The 16,153-nt window shown below is 58.1% G+C and carries 14 protein-coding genes; 7 read left to right on the top strand and 7 right to left on the bottom strand.

The features are described from left to right. Positions 1 to 105: 105 nt before the first annotated feature. From AC5YUO_RS26875 to AC5YUO_RS26845, 7 genes are all read left to right on the top strand, one after another. A complete protein-coding gene (locus AC5YUO_RS26875) occupies positions 106 to 1,164 on the top strand; it encodes an ABC transporter ATP-binding protein (protein ID WP_496156800.1) in 1,059 nt (352 codons plus the stop codon). A 69-nt stretch (positions 1,165 to 1,233) separates the two neighbouring features. Continuing rightward, complete coding sequence (locus AC5YUO_RS26870; RefSeq protein WP_496156799.1) at positions 1,234 to 2,508, top strand: extracellular solute-binding protein; 1,275 nt, start codon at positions 1,234 to 1,236, stop codon at positions 2,506 to 2,508. Between the two features lie 11 nt (positions 2,509 to 2,519). Then, a complete protein-coding gene (locus tag AC5YUO_RS26865) occupies positions 2,520 to 3,476 on the top strand; it encodes a carbohydrate ABC transporter permease (RefSeq protein ID WP_496156798.1) in 957 nt (318 codons plus the stop codon). Beyond that, positions 3,473 to 4,342 (top strand): carbohydrate ABC transporter permease, encoded by an 870-nt coding sequence (locus tag AC5YUO_RS26860; protein ID WP_496156797.1) that lies wholly within the window; start codon positions 3,473 to 3,475, stop codon positions 4,340 to 4,342. Before AC5YUO_RS26865 ends, AC5YUO_RS26860 begins: the two co-directional genes overlap by 4 nt. A gap of 344 nt (positions 4,343 to 4,686) precedes the next feature. Further along, on the top strand, positions 4,687 to 5,487 hold the full coding sequence (locus AC5YUO_RS26855; RefSeq protein WP_496156796.1) for a BtpA/SgcQ family protein: 801 nt from the start codon (positions 4,687 to 4,689) through the stop codon (positions 5,485 to 5,487). 148 nt (positions 5,488 to 5,635) lie between these two features. After that, a complete protein-coding gene (gene acs / locus AC5YUO_RS26850) occupies positions 5,636 to 7,612 on the top strand; it encodes an acetate--CoA ligase (RefSeq protein ID WP_496156867.1) in 1,977 nt (658 codons plus the stop codon). Between the two features lie 186 nt (positions 7,613 to 7,798). Beyond that, positions 7,799 to 7,960, top strand: a complete 162-nt coding sequence (locus AC5YUO_RS26845) for an SDR family NAD(P)-dependent oxidoreductase (RefSeq protein ID WP_496156795.1) — start codon at positions 7,799 to 7,801, stop codon at positions 7,958 to 7,960. A 121-nt stretch (positions 7,961 to 8,081) separates the two neighbouring features. On the opposite strand, the gene AC5YUO_RS26840 is transcribed toward AC5YUO_RS26845, so the two are convergent. The 7 genes from AC5YUO_RS26840 to betC all read right to left on the bottom strand — a co-directional run bounded on the left by AC5YUO_RS26840 (position 8,082) and on the right by betC (position 16,144). Further along, positions 8,082 to 8,837 carry an SDR family NAD(P)-dependent oxidoreductase gene (locus AC5YUO_RS26840; protein ID WP_496156794.1) on the bottom strand — a complete coding sequence of 252 codons (756 nt, stop codon included), beginning with the start codon at positions 8,835 to 8,837 and terminating at the stop codon, positions 8,082 to 8,084. A 12-nt stretch (positions 8,838 to 8,849) separates the two neighbouring features. Next, entirely contained in the window at positions 8,850 to 9,608 is a 759-nt protein-coding gene (locus tag AC5YUO_RS26835) for an SDR family NAD(P)-dependent oxidoreductase (RefSeq protein ID WP_496156793.1), read from the bottom strand. 9 nt (positions 9,609 to 9,617) lie between these two features. After that, positions 9,618 to 10,652 (bottom strand): proline racemase family protein, encoded by a 1,035-nt coding sequence (locus tag AC5YUO_RS26830; protein ID WP_496156792.1) that lies wholly within the window; start codon positions 10,650 to 10,652, stop codon positions 9,618 to 9,620. Between the two features lie 11 nt (positions 10,653 to 10,663). Further along, positions 10,664 to 12,139 (bottom strand): aldehyde dehydrogenase family protein, encoded by a 1,476-nt coding sequence (locus AC5YUO_RS26825; protein WP_496156791.1) that lies wholly within the window; start codon positions 12,137 to 12,139, stop codon positions 10,664 to 10,666. A 34-nt stretch (positions 12,140 to 12,173) separates the two neighbouring features. Continuing rightward, positions 12,174 to 13,412 (bottom strand): NAD(P)/FAD-dependent oxidoreductase, encoded by a 1,239-nt coding sequence (locus AC5YUO_RS26820; RefSeq protein ID WP_496156790.1) that lies wholly within the window; start codon positions 13,410 to 13,412, stop codon positions 12,174 to 12,176. A 59-nt stretch (positions 13,413 to 13,471) separates the two neighbouring features. Further along, entirely contained in the window at positions 13,472 to 14,350 is an 879-nt protein-coding gene (gene dapA, locus AC5YUO_RS26815; RefSeq protein ID WP_496156789.1) for a 4-hydroxy-tetrahydrodipicolinate synthase, read from the bottom strand. Between the two features lie 237 nt (positions 14,351 to 14,587). Then, positions 14,588 to 16,144, bottom strand: coding sequence for a choline-sulfatase (gene betC, locus AC5YUO_RS26810; RefSeq protein ID WP_496156788.1), 1,557 nt, complete (start codon positions 16,142 to 16,144; stop codon positions 14,588 to 14,590). Positions 16,145 to 16,153: the final 9 nt, after the last annotated feature.

Raw genomic sequence — 16,153 nt, 5'->3', positions numbered from 1 at the left:
CGCTCAAATTCGTTGCAATCATCTCAATGTTTGTTATTGTTCTGTTATGTCCGAACTTGCAGGGCGGTCATTAATCAAATTGAACAATGTGAATCGGAGATCGCGATGTCAGGCGTCAGCCTACGAGAAGTCCGCAAGTCGTACAGTGCCGTCAATGTCATCCCCGGAGCCTCGGCGGAAATTGCCGACGGTGAGTTCGTGGCTCTGGTTGGCCCGTCGGGGTGCGGCAAATCCACCCTTCTCCGCATGATCGCAGGGCTGGAAAGCATCTCGGGCGGTCAAATTGCGATTGGAGGCCGCGTGGTCAACGAGGTCCTTCCCAAAGACCGAAACATCGCAATGGTCTTTCAAAATTACGCCCTCTATCCTCACAAGACTGTCGCTGAAAATATAGCGTTCTCGCTGAAGCTAAAGGGCGTGGCAAAGGGTGACATTCAGTCCAAAGTCGAAAAAGCTGCGGACATTCTTCACCTCTCGAAGCTCTTGGATCGGTATCCGCGTCAGCTTTCCGGCGGCCAACGCCAGCGGGTGGCCATGGGTCGCGCTATCGTTCGCGATCCTGAGGTCTTTCTGTTCGATGAGCCTTTAAGCAACCTCGATGCCAAACTCCGCGTACAGATGCGCGCCGAGATCCGCCAACTCCATCAACGTTTGAAGACCACGACGATATACGTCACGCACGATCAGATCGAAGCCATGACCATGGCGGACAAGATCGTCGTTCTACGTGATGGCAAGATCGAACAAGTCGGGACGCCATTGGAGCTCTACGACAAGCCATTGAATGTGTTCGTGGCGAGTTTTATCGGCTCTCCGGCAATGAACCATCTGCCTGGGACAATCCGAGAAGATGGCTTCCTCACGGATTCCGGAATCAAGTTGCCACTTCCTGCAATCTCGTCGGCCAGAAATGGCCAAACCGCGATCTACGGAATTCGGCCCGAACACCTGGAGCTTTCAGGAGATCATAGTCTTCAGGCGAAGGTCTTGGTCTGCGAACCCACGGGTGCTGAAACGCATTTGCTCGTACGTCTCGGCGACGATGAAGTCCTGCTTGTTTGCAGGCAGCGCCTCTCGGCCCGACCGGGCGATAGCGTGCACGTGATGCCCCAAACCGAGCAAACGCACCTGTTCGACAAGGAGAGCGGAAAGCGCATCGCCTGACTGATACCTGGAGCTTCGCGCTCTCATTTCCGTAAGCCTAGAAACAAAACCGAAGAAAGGGGAATTCCAATGACAATCTCACGTTCCTTACTCGCCACGGCGGCAATGGTGCTCGCGCTCGGCTTTGTCGGCCCGTCGTTCGCTGATGATGCCAAGCCATACGCAGGGCGTACAGTTACCGTCGTTCTCCCGCCATGGGGCACACTTCCCAAAGAAATGACAGATCACTTCACCGCCAAGACCGGTATCAACGTCGACATGCAGACACTCGGATGGGAGCAAATCCGGTCGAAGGTTGTAACCTCGATGCTGGCGGGAAGCGCGCCGGGCGACGTCGTCGAGGTTGACTGGTCCTGGGCAAATCAGTTCGGGCAGACGGGCTGGTTTCTACCGCTGAACGACCTCGTCAGCGACGAGGACAAGCAGGACATGCCGCCGACCCGCATTTTCGAAGCGGACGGGTCGATCATCGGCCTTCCCTGGAACAATGACTTCCGTATCCTGATCTTCAACAAAGACCATCTGGCAAAAGCCGGCATCAAGGACGAACCAAAGACGCTCGACGAAGTCACCGCGGCGGCCAAGGCCATCAAAGCCAAGGGCATTGCGAACTATCCGATCGTTCTTCCCCTGTCGGCGACAGAAGGTACGTCCACGACGTGGTATCTCCTGACAAAGGCCTTCGGCGGCGACGTGCTGGACGCCGATAGCAAACCAGCCTTCGGCGATAAGGACTCCGCCGGCTACAAGGCCATGGCGTGGCTGATTTCCGCAGTCAAGGACGGCCTCATTGACCCCGGTGCGACTGGCCTGACCGACGTCCAGGTCCAAGAACTCTTCAAGAGCGGCGCGGGCTCGATCGACCTCAATGGCTGGGTCGCAAACCTCGAAGTTTATAACGACGCTTCCAAAACCAAGGTCGCTGGACAGGTAGATTCGACCACGTTTCCGAGCGAAGACGGCAAGGTTCGCATCTATGGCCTCCCGGAGGGTGTGGGCATACCCAAGACATCGCCCAACCAGGAACCTGCCGCCGAGTTCATTAAATGGCTGATGACTGCCGACGCCCAGATGCAGATGCGAAAAGCGCTCGGCAATCTTCCTACGCGGACATCGGTCCTCAAGACTCTCAGCGAAAAGGGTGAAGTCGCGGTCAACCCGACGGTGCTGTCCCAGGTTGCTGAGGTTCAGCCCTTCTTCTCCACCGGCGCTCCGGCCTGGTATCCCGAGTTCAGCACTGCGGTTTCCAGCGCCATCAACCAGGCTGCCAAAGGCCAGATTTCTGTCGATGACGCGATCAAACAGATGGTCGACAAGACGAACGAAATCATCGCCCAACAGTAAGGAGCGGGCTCGTGACCGATGGATTGAGAACGCACATGCAAATTGAAGCTCTCCCGAACCAGCCGAAACCGCCCCAAAACACCCGGCGGCGCGAAGGCTGGAAAAACTTAGGGCTTTCAAGCCTGCTTGTTGGCCCTGGCCTTCTGGTCATGGCCGGAATGGTTCTCTTGCCACTGGTTATGACCTTGTGGAGCAGCCTGCACCGGGTTAACCCGATGCAGGCGAACACTCCCTTCGTCGGCTTCGCCGAATATAAAGCGGTCTTGTCCAATCCAGATATCGCCATTGCCTGGGCAAATGTCTTTTGGATTGTAATCATAGCCGTTATTCTGGAGACAGTAGGCGGTATCGCCATCGCGGTACTCCTGAACGGCATGGGAGCTGGTCGCAAGTGGCTTCTGGCCGCTGTCGTCCTACCGTGGGCCATGCCGCCGGTCGTAAATGCACTGATCTGGACCTGGATTTACCACCCGAGTTACGGACTGCTGAACGACATCTTGTTCAGAAGTGGAATCATCGACCATTACCACGTTTGGTTCAATGACCGCGCTACCGGCCTATTCCTCGCCGCGATCGTTCACGCATGGCGAATGATGCCGTTGACAGCGGTACTTGTCCTCGCGGCACTACAGAGCATTCCTGATGATCTCTACGAGGCGGCCGATCTGGATGGAGCCACCCGTTTCCGATCGTTTTGGTCAATCACCCTTCCCCTTATCTGGCCGGTTGCTGCGATCGCGATGACGCAATCCATCGTCTATGCGTTCAATCTATTCGATGAGGCATGGCTCCTCGGCGGCGCAAATCTCGATACCCGCACGGTCTTGATCCAGGTCTACATGCTCGCGTTCCAGAACCTGCAATTCTCTCGAGGCATGGCGCTATCGGTCCTTGTGATGATCGCGACCATCATCGCCTCGCTCATTTTGATCGCCCGCATCAAGCGCGAGACAGGACTAGATTCATGATCCGCACAAGCAAAACTACCCACGCAGTTCGTTTTGTTGGAATTGCCGTGCTCTTGATCTGGTCGATCGGACCTATCTACTGGGCCCTGGTCAGCAGCTTCATGCGCCCGGTCGACATGACCGCAGTACCGCCCAACTACTGGCCGCCTGTCTTCACCCTCGAGCACTATCGAAACTTGCTCGGCGCGGTGAGTACCTTTCAGGGTCAGGCAATCTCGTCAGTCTGGCCTCAATTCAGCAAGGCCGTCATCAACAGCGTCCTCGTTTCGACTGCAGCGACGCTGGTGACCACGGCACTGGCTGCATTCGGGGGATATGCCTTTGCCCGCATATCGTTTGCTGGCCGCGATGCCATATTCATGGCGGTCATAGCGACGCTGGCGATCCCGGCCTACACGGTCATGATTCCGCTCTATCGCATGATGGTGTCAGCTGGGCTGGTCGACACGTACCTCGGCGTGACGCTCGTTCACACGACGACATTCTTTCCTCTAGCTCTTTGGTTGATGCGCGGCACGTACAAAGCTCTCCCGATTTCGCTGGAAGAAGCGGCAGCGCTGGATGGAGCCGGCAGGCTCTACACGCTCTGCTTCATCGTGATGCCGCTCGCTGCACCAGGCATTGTGGCCGCGGCGATCCTGACATTCCTTGGCGCGTGGGGACAATTCATCGTCCCTCTCGTATTCTCTCCGACGCTCAGCACCAAGCCGCTCACCGTCCTGATCACCGAGTTCGTCGCCAAGAATTACGTCGACTACGGACTGATGAATGCCGCGGGCATCTTGACCTCAATACCTCCGCTGTTGGTGGTGATTTTCCTCAACCGCTTCTTGGTTCGGGGCCTCGCTGCCGGCGCGAACAAGTGACCTCAGGAGGTTTGACGCCAGGCGCGTGGTCCCAGCGCGCTTGGCCACCATCATTCGCGTAACCGTGTTCGTTTCACTCTGAGCGTGCCGATAACTCACACAATCGCGCACGGAATTCAGTTAATTCGAACAAATAACAACTATCTATCATTGACACGAACACATTCCCTGCTAATCATGACCTTAACCGAACAATAATTAACGCAAACAAACACACAATGTTCGAATGCAGTTCGGTGAGGCAATGATCGGTGCAAAACGGAAGCGCCAACCCTTCATGCCCACAGTCAGCCAGCCTGACGAACAGACAGTTTTCGGTGCCACACTAACATAGGGTAGAAAAAATGAACTGGCTTGAGGAAGTCTTCGGCGTCAAGAAGCCCATCATCGCGATGTGCCACATGCAGGCCATGCCCGGCGATCCCCATTACGACGAAAAGGGTGGTATGCGGAAGGTCATCGACAAGGCTCTCGAAGACCTGACGCACCTTCAGAACGGTGGCGTTGACGCCGTGATGTTCTCGAATGAATTCTCCCTTCCTTACCTGACGAAGGTGAAGACCGAGACCACTGCGGCTATGGCACGTGCAATCGGCGAGATGATGCCACATGTGAAGGTTCCGTTTGGCGTCAACGTCCTTTGGGACCCGATTGCCTCGATCGACCTGGCGGCCGCGACCGGCGCACTGTTCATCCGCGAGATCATCAGCGGCGTCTACGCCAGTGACTTCGGCCTATGGAACACCAACGTCGGCGAGACCGTCCGTCACAAGGCTCGCCTTACGCCAAACCTTCGCATGCTCTACAACATCGTCCCGGAAGCCGCGAGCTACCTCGGAAACCGCGACATCGTCGATATCGCCAAGAGCACCGTCTTCAACAACCTTCCCGACGCCCTCTGCGTTTCGGGTCTGACAGCCGGCGCTGAAACGGACACCCAGATTCTCACGTCGGTCAAGCAGGCAGTTCCGGACACCGTCGTCCTCTGCAACACCGGCTGCCGTCTGGAGAACATCGACCGCCAGCTTGCCGTCGCCGACGGCGCTGTTGTTGGCTCCACCTTCAAGATCGATGGAAAATTCGCAAACCAGGTCGATCCAGCTCGTGTGAAGGCATTCATGGACAAGGTAAAGTCCATCCGCTGAAGCCAATGTTGAATAACCGACGCCGCCATCACGGCGTTAGCAGATAGCATCCTCCTCCCGAGGGGCACCGCCGGCTTGGCCACGCGCCGACCGGCGGTTTGCTTGTTGAATTGATGCTCACCGTTTCCCTTCAGTTGAAAGTTAGATGATGCCCCAGGATGAACGGTCGCCATTGGAAATATACCCGGTGCAAAAGCCTGTTAAAAACCATGCGTTGATCGACAAGGCCAAGTACGAGAAATGGTACGAGGAGAGCGTCAAAAATCCGGATAAGTTCTGGGGCAAGCATGGCAAGCGGATCGACTGGTTCAAGCCTTATACGAAGGTGAAGAACACCTCTTTCACCGGCAATGTGAAGATCAAGTGGTTCGAAGACGGCCAGACGAACGTCTCTTACAACTGTATCGACAGGCACCTGAAGACCAACGGTAATCAGGTCGCGATCATCTTCGAGGGCGACAACCCCTACATCGACAAGAAGATCACCTATAACGAACTCTACGAGCATGTTTGCCGCATGGCGAACGTACTGAAGAAGCATGGCGTCAAGAAGGGCGATCGCGTCACCATCTACATGCCGATGATCCCCGAGGCGGCCTATGCAATGCTTGCCTGTGCCCGCATTGGCGCCGTGCATTCAATCGTCTTTGGCGGCTTTTCGCCGGAAGCACTGGCGGGGCGCATTGTCGACTGCGAATCAACCTTCGTCATCACCTGCGACGAGGGCGTGCGCGGTGGCAAGCCGGTGCCGCTGAAAGAGAACACCGACACCGCGATCCATATCGCAGCACGCCAGCATGTGATCGTCGAGAAGGTTCTGGTGGTTCGCCGCACCGGCGGCAAGACGGGTTGGGCGCCGGGTCGCGACCTCTGGTATCACCAGGAAGTGGCGACGGTGAAGCCGGAGTGCCCGCCCGCCAAGATGAAGGCGGAAGATCCGCTTTTCATTCTCTATACATCGGGTTCTACCGGCAAGCCGAAGGGTGTGCTGCACACGACGGGCGGTTATCTCGTCTACGCGGCGATGACGCACGAATATGTGTTCGACTATCATCCAGGCGATATCTACTGGTGCACGGCTGACGTCGGCTGGGTCACCGGCCATTCCTATATCGTCTATGGTCCGCTTGCGAACTGCGCGACGACGCTGATGTTCGAGGGTGTTCCAAACTTTCCAGATCAGGGACGCTTCTGGGAGGTCATCGACAAGCATAAGGTCAACATCTTTTACACAGCGCCAACGGCTATCCGCTCGCTGATGGGTGCTGGCGATCACTTCGTGACACGTTCGTCGCGGTCCAGCCTGCGTCTGCTCGGCACGGTGGGCGAGCCCATCAATCCCGAAGCCTGGGAATGGTACTATAACGTTGTCGGCGACAAGCGTTGCCCTGTCATCGACACCTGGTGGCAGACGGAGACGGGTGGCCACATGATCACGCCGCTGCCTGGCGCGACCGATCTGAAGCCGGGATCGGCGACCAAGCCGTTCTTCGGCGTCAAGCCGCAGCTGGTGGATAATGAAGGCAACGTGCTCGAGGGAGCCGCAGACGGAAATCTCTGCATCACGGACAGCTGGCCGGGGCAGATGCGCACGGTCTATGGCGACCATGAGCGCTTCATTCAGACCTACTTCTCGACCTACAAGGGCAAGTACTTCACCGACGACGGCTGCCGGCGGGATGAGGATGGCTATTACTGGATTACCGGTCGCGTCGATGACGTGCTTAATGTCTCCGGCCATCGTCTCGGCACGGCCGAGGTCGAATCGGCGCTGGTGTCGCACAGCCTCGTGTCCGAGGCGGCGGTTGTCGGCTATCCGCATGCGATCAAGGGTCAGGGCATCTATTGCTACGTCACGCTGATGGCCGGGAACGAGGGTTCGGACGAGCTGCGCCAGCAGCTGATCAAGCATGTCCGCAACGAGATCGGCCCGATTGCCGCTCCCGACAAGATCCAGTTTTCGCCTGGGCTGCCGAAGACCCGGTCGGGCAAGATCATGCGCCGAATCTTGCGCAAGATCGCCGAGGATGATTTCGGTTCGCTGGGCGATACATCGACGCTTGCCGATCCAGCTGTGGTCGATGACCTGATCGCCAACAGGCAGAACGCTTCTGAAGCTCTCTGAAGGGTATCAAGCGTGGAGAGCGAGGATTCGTTGGAATGAGTGTATCGCTTACAGGCGAAACGTCAGGAATAGGGCTTCGATCGCGATGGATTTTTGTCAACGAGGCGCATCGTTACTGATTACCGGTCGCGATGAGTTTGCAGGCGCAAACCTATGTGGTGAGCTATCAATAATGGATACCCTGTGATGTCCAGCCGCGGCGACGTTAACGACGGCGGAGAACCTGAAGGACTAGTCGAATGGGCCCGAAATTACTTTGGGCGGCTCGACATCCTCGTGAACAACGCCGGTATCATTCATCGTGGTCGAATAGCGAAGATGAGGATGTCACGGGGTTTAGAGGAGTAACGGATCCACCTTTACCACTTCGAGAAGTACCGTCATCATACAGTCGATCTTCTCTTCGGTGATCGTCTCGGTTCAAATGAAGCCTAAATTATTTCGAAGCTCCCCGCAGTAAAGCCGTCGGTCAGGCTACGGCCTGGGCTCCGGTGATCTCCACCAGGGAGCCGCACATAAACGCTGCCTCATCCGACGCCAAGAAGGCGACCAACGCCGCCACCTCTTCCGGCTTTCCAATACGCCCGAATGGTACGAGCTTGTCGAGATCGGCAATCGTGCGTCCGGAGCGCTTTACTCCCGCTTCCAACATCGGAGTGTGGATTTCGCCCGGGCACACGGCATTCACCCTGATTTTCTCGGGAGCATAGTCACGGGCGAGGTTCTGCGTGAAGGCAGCCACGGCCGCCTTGGTGGTATTATAGGCGATGTGGTTCGGCGCCGGATACAGCCCCCACTGCGAGGCTGTATTTACAATTGCTCCGCCGCCGGCGGCGATCATATGCGGAAGAGCCGCCCGGCAAAGATGGAACATCGAATCCAGGTTCACGGTGAAGCTGATGTCCCAATCCTCGTCGCTCAACGACAGTAGGTTTCCGCGACGATTGATGCCCGCGTTGTTGACGAGAACATCTATCCTCTTCTTCAAGTAGAACGACTGCTGGATGAGTGACGCGCAAGCCTCTTTGTTTGATATATCGGCCGCGATAGCCACGGCGTCCCCGCCGTTGGCCTTGATCTCGTCGACTACTTCCTTGGCAGCGGCTTCGTTCACGTCCGTGATCACGACGAGTGCGCCTTCGGAGGCGAGCCGCCGGGCGATGGCCGACCCGATGCCGCCACCCGCTCCCGTCACAACTGCAACCCTGTTTTCAAAACGCTCCATGGACACTTCCTCCTAGCGAATATAACTGCCGCCATTGACGTCCAGCGTCGAGCCGTTCAGCGATGCCTGTCCTGGTCGAAGCACGAAGGCGACGAGATCGGCAATTTCCTTCGTTGATGCAATTTCACCGATTGGGATATCGGAGACAGCAGCGGCCTTCCCGTGAGTGGCAATGAAATCCTGTGCCATCTCAGTGCCGACCCAGCCAGGCGCAATTGCCACTGCGGTCACACCGTCGGCGCCGAAGCTACGGGCGATTGATTTCGTCAGATTCACGAGGGCCGCCTTGGTTGCCCCGTAGGGCATCGCGTCGGCAGCATATCCGCGCTGGCCTGCCCGGCTTGCCATGTTGACGATCCTGCCGCCACCGTTGGCCTTGAAATGGCGGATCGCCTCCTTGCTGAGGTCGGCTGCGGCGAAGAAGTTGATCTGGAACTCACGCTGCCAGGCAGCCTTCCAGTCGCCAACGGATGCCTCGATCGATATCTCTGTCCGGATGCCAGCGTTGTTGACGAGGCTATGCACCCTTCCGGAGACGTCGACCGCCTTCGACCAGAGCTCGAATGGTCCGTCATCGGAAGAGAGATCGGCCTGAACGATCCAGCCGCTTCCACCAATTTCGGCCAGCAGGGCTTCGGCACCTGCCCTGTCACGGCCATAGTGGATGACCGGGCGGGCGCCCTCCTCCGCAAGCTGCTTCACGATTGCCGCACCAATGCCGCCCGATGCTCCTGTCACCAGAACGACCTGTCCGTCGAGTACCTTCGTCATGTCCTCACCTCATTTCAGGAGGCCGACCTGCGGCCCCCAAGTATCCGAAAGCGCAAACCCGCTCCTGAAGGGATCGTCATCAGCAACCCGCAGCTCCGTCCGACCATAGACGTATCCCCTGCCCGTGATCCGCGGAAGCACCGCCTTGCGCCCGGCGACTTCGGTTTCACCTATGGCTTCGGCCTTGAACTCGCCACCAATGATCGAACGCGATATCCGGGTATCGCCGACACTAACCAGACCTCGCGCATGGAGCGTCGCCAAGTTCGCGGAGCTTCCAGTGCCGCATGGCGAACGGTCCACGCGACCGGGCTGCAAGGTTGTGCAAGTGCGCACAGCACCGTCCGGCTCCTTGTCGCGGAACATCACGTATGCGATCTCGTCAACGCCGGACAATGCCGGATGAGAAACCTTCACCTGCTGCGCCAGCTGCCGCTTCAATTCTATGCCCGCCTCGGCGAGCTCCCGGGCGTTGTCCGGTTCGATCTTCAGGCCGATCTGCTCCACGTCCACGAGCGCGTAATAGACCCCGCCAAACGCGACATCGACCTTGATGCGGCCCCACTGTGGAGTGTCGATCTCGTGGTCGAGGAGTTCTGCGAAGCTTGGCACGTTATCGAGACTGACGCCCACACAACGGCCGTTGGCGCACTTGGCGCGCGCCACGATCAGTCCGGCGGGCGTATCGAGCCTGACCGTCGTTTCGGGTTCGACCATCGGAACGCGACCCGTCTCAAGGAGTGCCGTCACAACGCAGATGCAGTTGCTGCCTGACATCGGGTGCGCGCGATCCGCCTGAAGGACGATAAAGCCTGCGTCCGCATCGGGTCGGGTCGGCGCGACCAGCAGATTGACTGACATGGCGACGTTGGCCCGCGGTTCGAAAGTCACGAAGCGACGAAGGCTGTCGTCGACATTGTTGATGTGGTTCATCTTGTCGAGCATGGTCGCGCCGGGAATTTCCGGAGCGCCGCCGATCAGCACGTGACCGAGCTCGCCCTGGCAGTGGACAAGCAGAATCTCGAGATTGTTTCCGGTAGCCACGGCGACCGACCTCACTTGATGTACCAGCCCCAGGGCTTGTTGGTGACGTACTTCGTGATCTGCTTGGTTTCGAGGTAGTTATCGAGACCCCAGCGGCCCAGCTCCCGGCCGATACCAGACTCTTTGTAACCACCCCAGGGAGCCTCGGTGAACGTTGGCTGCGAGCAATTCACCCACACGATGCCCGCACGGAACGCAGCTGCTACGCGCTCGGCGCGAACGTCATCCTTCGACATGACTGCAGCACCAAGTCCGAAGCGAGAGTCGTTCGAGAGCTCAACGGCTTCCTCTTCCGTCTTGAACGGCCTGACGCAAACCACAGGCCCGAAGATCTCTTCGACCCAGGCACCACTGTCGAGCGGAACGTCTGTCAGGACGGTCGGCTGCAGGTAGTAACCCTTTTCGAATCTTTCAGGACGCTCCCCGCCGCATGCGACGGTAGCACCAGCCTTTCGTGCGCCTTCGATCGCAGCAACGACGTTCTCGTGCTGTTTTTTGGAGACCAGTGGCCCGAGAAGAACACCTTCGTCGAGGCCGTCGCCGATCTTGATCTTGTTGGTCTCCTCGACGAGACGTGCCAGGAAGCGATCGTAGATGGTGTCCTGGACGAGCACGCGCGACGTCCCCGAGCAGACCTGTCCCTGGTTCCAGAATATCCCGAACATCACCCATTCGACGGCCTGGTCGATATCCGCATCCTCGAAGACGACGAACGGCGACTTGCCACCAAGTTCAAGACTGACGCGCTTGATGTCACGGGCGGCCGCTGCCATGATCTTAGAGCCGACGGGACCGGATCCGGTAAATGCCAGCTTATCGACGCCCTTGTGGTCGATAATCGCCTGCCCCGCGACGGATCCTGAGCCTGTCAGGATATTGAGGACACCCGGTGGAAGACCAACCTCGTCAACGATCGCAGCAAGTTCCAGCGCCGTCAACGACGTGAGTTCGGCTGGTTTGAGGACCATTGTGCACCCGGCGGCCAGCGCCGGAGCAACTTTCCAGGCGGCCATCAGCAACGGGAAGTTCCACGGAATGATCGCTCCGGCCACCCCGATAGGTTCCTTGACAGCCTTGGACGTGAAGCGCTCATCGGGCAGTTCAACGATCTCTTCCGGATTATTGTCGAGTTGCTCGGCGAGCCCTGCGTAGTAGTCGAAGCAACCCGCGGCATCGGCGATGTCCCAATCGGCCTCAGGAAACGGCTTGCCGTTGTCGAGCACCTCAAGGCGGGCGATCTCAGACTGCCGGGCACGAATGCCGTTCGCGATGGCGCGTAGGTATTTTGCACGCTGAGCACCCGTCAGCTTCGGCCAGCCATCCTTGTCGAATGCCCGTCGGGCGGCCTTCACCGCGATGTCGACATCTTCCACACTAGCCGAAGCGATCGGCTGAATGACTTCCTCTGTCGCCGGATTGATCACGCTTGTGGAGCCGCCCTTTACGGGCTTGACCCACTTGCCGTCGATATAGAGTTCGGTGCGCATTCTTTGTTCCCTTCCTTCGTTGGTCGCGGCCGGATCAGAATCGGTCGACTCGATAGGGTTTCATGTCCACGGGCGGCGTCGCGCCCGAAATGAGGTCCGCCATCAATCTGGCGGTTGTGGCACCGTAGGTCAGACCGAGATGGCCATGTCCCGTCGCATACCAGACGTTGCCCTGCTTGGCCGAACGGCCCATTACGGGAACAGTGTCAGGCATTGCCGGGCGATGACCCATCCATTCGGTAGCTTCTTCGACTTTGAGGTCGGGTAGCGCTTCCTTGGCGCGCTTCACCAGGACCTTGGCACGGCGGTAGTCGGGAGCAGCATCAAGTCCCGCCATCTCGACGGTGCCGCCGACGCGAATGCCGCCTGCCGTAGGCGTGACCATGAAAGCCCGTGCGGGCCAGATAATCGAATGGCGCATCGAAACGCCCGGCGCCATGATCTGCGTGTGATAGCCGCGCTCGGTCTCGAGCGGGATCGGTTCGCCAATCATCGCAGAAAGGCGTCCTGTAAAGGCGCCAGCAGCAAGAACGACCCTCCCTGCGTCAAGCTTGCGTCCGTCACCAAGACGAACAGCACTCACTTCTGAACCGCGATGCTCGAAACCCACGACGTCTCCCCTCACGATCGTGCCACCAAGTTCACGGAACTTGTCTGACAGACGCGAAACGAGCTTGTACGGATCGGCGATTGAACGATTGTCAGGAAGCAAAACGGCCTTGCTGATCTTCGTCGTCACGGCAGGCTCAAGGTCCCGGATGGCGTTCCCACCAAGCACCTCGTAGCGAAAACCGAAGCGATCAAGAACTTCGATGTGCGCGTAATCGGCCTTGAATTCGGCGTCGTCGGCGTAAACGCTCAGGCAGCCTTCTGCCGAAAGCATCTGCTGCAGACCCGTTTCAGTAAGGAGAGCGTCGAGATCCTCGTGGACACGGCGGCAAAGGATCGAACCCGCCTCTTCGAGTTCGCGAAGCTTTGAAGGGCGGCTCGCCGCCATGAACCGGAGAAACCAAGGAACAAGGCGGGGCATATATGAAGGGCGGACACGTACCGGACCTTCCGGATCGAGCATCCAGCCGGGCATCTGCTTCCAAATCCCGGGACGGGATGCGGGCATGAATTCGGTGACGGCGATGCTTGCCATGTTGCCATAGGACGCGCCTTTGCCCGGATCGTTCCTGTCCACAAGAACCACGGACCCACCACGGCGCTGTAGCTGATATGCGATTGCTGTGCCGATGATCCCGGCGCCGACGACTACGGTTTGTGCCACTTCATTTCCCCGACGATGTGAAGGGGTCGGGACAGACTATGCCTCGACCCCCATAAGCCTTACCAGCTCAGGATTGGCTGCATGGCAGCCTTGAACTCGGCCTTCTCGTCGGCGGTCAGTTCGCCGAGCGGCGCGCGGCAATTGCCAACGGGCAAGCCCTGGAGCTCGCATCCATACTTGATCTTCTGCACGAACTTGCCGCTTTCGAGGATGTTCATCGCACGGTAGAGAACAATCATTTTCTCGCGGGCAGCATTCAGATCGCCAGAGCGGAAGGTCCGGTCGAGATCGACGCAGGCCTTTGCCATGCAGTTCGCCGGGCCGCAGATCCATGAGTCAGCGCCCCAGAACATGAAGTCCAGCGCGATGTCATCCGACCCGGAGACGAGGTCGATGCGCCCCTTGTAGCGGGCATGGATGTCGATTGCGCGCTGGAGCGATCCGGAGCTTTCCTTGATGCCGAGAACGCGAGGATCATCAGCAAGCGCATCCATGATGTCGAAACCAATCTCGACGCCGTCCTTGTAGGGATAGCTATAGAGTACGAGGTTTACATCCGCTTCCTTCAGGACAGTCTGGAAATGAGCCAGAAGCTCGTCTTGCGTCGGGCGCGTATAGAACGGTGTCGCCAACAACACTGTGTCGTAGCCAATTTCCTTGGCCTTCAGCGTGTTCTCGATCACCTCGCGCGTTGCCGGAGCATTGGTGCCCGCGATCAGGATTTCCCCTTCGTTGGCGAAGTCCTTCACAAACTTCAGCACTTCAATGCGCTCGTCGTTCGAGAGCGCGGAATACTCACCCGTCGAACCCATCGGAACCCAGCCCGTCACGCCAGCTGCGCGCATGGCTGTCAGGTGCTTTTCGTATGCTTTGAAGTCCACCTTGCCGTTCGCATCGAACGGAGTGATGAGCGCGGGCATAACGCCGGAAAGTTTCATAGCTGATCTCCTGATCTGGTGTCGTCCCGCCGCGGCGAGTTCCATTTTCGTGTCGTCTCGTTGTCGACTGAAGTTGAGTATGTCGTCTCCATGTCGACAAAGTCAAGTTCCTTTTTTGTCTTTGCTGAAGCGCACAAATCGCTGATTTCATTATATTTATTCTTCTTGAAAAGAACGCACAAAGCCCCCTCGGGCGACCCCGATGGCTAAGTTATTTTCGATGGGCACATCCGGCTATCAGTCGGCGTACGGAAGGTATGAGCGCCGTTCAACATCGGGAAAGCGCTCTCCCGTTCTCACAAACCTCGTATGCTCCTCAATCGGGTTTGGATAATGCTCCCAGGACCGTTGCCGCCCCTTTTGCATGGCGCGGTTTACGAATTGCCGCACTTGCTGACTTCGCATGACCTCCTGCCGAAGCTGAGCGAGATCCCATATCGAAGCCACCTTGTCCTTCATGGCATCAAGCGTCGTCTGCCATTTGGGATTCTCGGCAAGATTCCGTGTCTCGCCCGGATCCGAATCCAGGTCATAAAGCTGTGTGGGATAAGCTTCCGAGACCACGATCTTGTGAGGACCGTTTCGGTACATGACGCGCGGAGCCTTGGTGCCGCCGTCGATATGCTCGGCCATCGTTTCCCTCGCAGGATCATCCTGATCCAGCAGCCCCAACAGACTGCGGCCCTCGTGCGGCGTGACGACGGAGCCCTGCGATCCGCCCCCGATCTCGACGAGCGTCGGCAACAAGTCCACCAACGAAACCGGAGCTGTGATGCGGGGAAGCCCTTTCTGATTCGGTCGGTAAACGATCAGCGGGACGCGTATCGCAGGGTCGAAGAGGTTCTTCTTGAACCAGAGCCCGCGTTCACCAACCATGTCACCATGATCCGACGTGAAGATGATTATGGTGTTGTCCGCGATCCCGGCCTCGTCCAAGGCCTTTCTGAGCTCAGCTAGCTTGCGGTCAACGTAGCTGATCATGCCGTAGTAACCCCGGCGCGCCCGGCGATAGATGTCATCGGTCACGTCGAACTTGTCGAGACTGTAGTGGAAGTACAGCGACCTGCTGTGCGGGTCCATGTCCTCCAGCGGTATCCTGGCGGTTCTCGGGTCGTCGATTCCCTCATCCGCGTAGAGGTCCCAGTATTCGCGGGTGATGACGTATGGATCGTGATGCTGTGTGAACGACACCGTCATGAAGAGCGGTCGACCGTCACCGTAGCGACGCCAATCGAAGATGTGCTGGGTTGCTCGCCTGGCGACTTCATCGTCGTAGTCGATCTGCTGAGAGCGGGCGAGCGGCCCGGCGTCGGCAATCGTTTCCACGCTGGAAACGCCGAACGGCACCTTGCCCTTCGCGACGACTTCCTCGTCTTCAAGCTCATCATAGGTCTTCGGCGGCACCCAACTGAAGTCTGCCGGATAGATTTCGGTCGTCAGCCTATCCTCATATCCATGATGCTGGTCGGGTCCGACGAAATGCATCTTTCCGGAAATGCAGGTGTAGTATCCAAGATCGCGCAGATAGTGAGCGATGGTCGGAACCGCCGCAGGAAATTCGGCTGCGTTGTCAAACGCTCCGATACGCGACGGCAGGCGACCGCTCATCAGAGCGAAGCGGGACGGCGCGCAGAGTGGATAGTTGCAGTATGCGTTCTCGAACAGCGATCCCTGAGCCGCAAGAAGCTCGATCGCCGGGGTCTTGCAGACTTTGTTCCCATAGCTGGACAGTGCGAAAGCGGTAAGCTGATCGCACATGATCAGAAGGATATTGGGAGACGTCTGTCGAGACATAACGCAGCC

The organism is Agrobacterium sp. LEGMi-208b, from assembly GCF_059511785.1.
This window is presented reverse-complemented; position numbering and strand designations above follow the sequence as displayed.

Coding starts and splice junctions, on each gene's coding strand:
- AC5YUO_RS26875 (WP_496156800.1), top strand. CDS start 106: ATGTCAGGCGTCAGCCTACGAGAAGTCCGCAAGTCGTACAGTGCCGTC.
- AC5YUO_RS26870 (WP_496156799.1), top strand. CDS start 1,234: ATGACAATCTCACGTTCCTTACTCGCCACGGCGGCAATGGTGCTCGCG.
- AC5YUO_RS26860 (WP_496156797.1), top strand. CDS start 3,473: ATGATCCGCACAAGCAAAACTACCCACGCAGTTCGTTTTGTTGGAATT.
- AC5YUO_RS26855 (WP_496156796.1), top strand. CDS start 4,687: ATGAACTGGCTTGAGGAAGTCTTCGGCGTCAAGAAGCCCATCATCGCG.
- acs (WP_496156867.1), top strand. CDS start 5,636: ATGCCCCAGGATGAACGGTCGCCATTGGAAATATACCCGGTGCAAAAG.
- AC5YUO_RS26845 (WP_496156795.1), top strand. CDS start 7,799: ATGTCCAGCCGCGGCGACGTTAACGACGGCGGAGAACCTGAAGGACTA.
- AC5YUO_RS26840 (WP_496156794.1), bottom strand. CDS start 8,837: ATGGAGCGTTTTGAAAACAGGGTTGCAGTTGTGACGGGAGCGGGTGGC.
- AC5YUO_RS26835 (WP_496156793.1), bottom strand. CDS start 9,608: ATGACGAAGGTACTCGACGGACAGGTCGTTCTGGTGACAGGAGCATCG.
- AC5YUO_RS26825 (WP_496156791.1), bottom strand. CDS start 12,139: ATGCGCACCGAACTCTATATCGACGGCAAGTGGGTCAAGCCCGTAAAG.
- dapA (WP_496156789.1), bottom strand. CDS start 14,350: ATGAAACTTTCCGGCGTTATGCCCGCGCTCATCACTCCGTTCGATGCG.
- betC (WP_496156788.1), bottom strand. CDS start 16,144: ATGTCTCGACAGACGTCTCCCAATATCCTTCTGATCATGTGCGATCAG.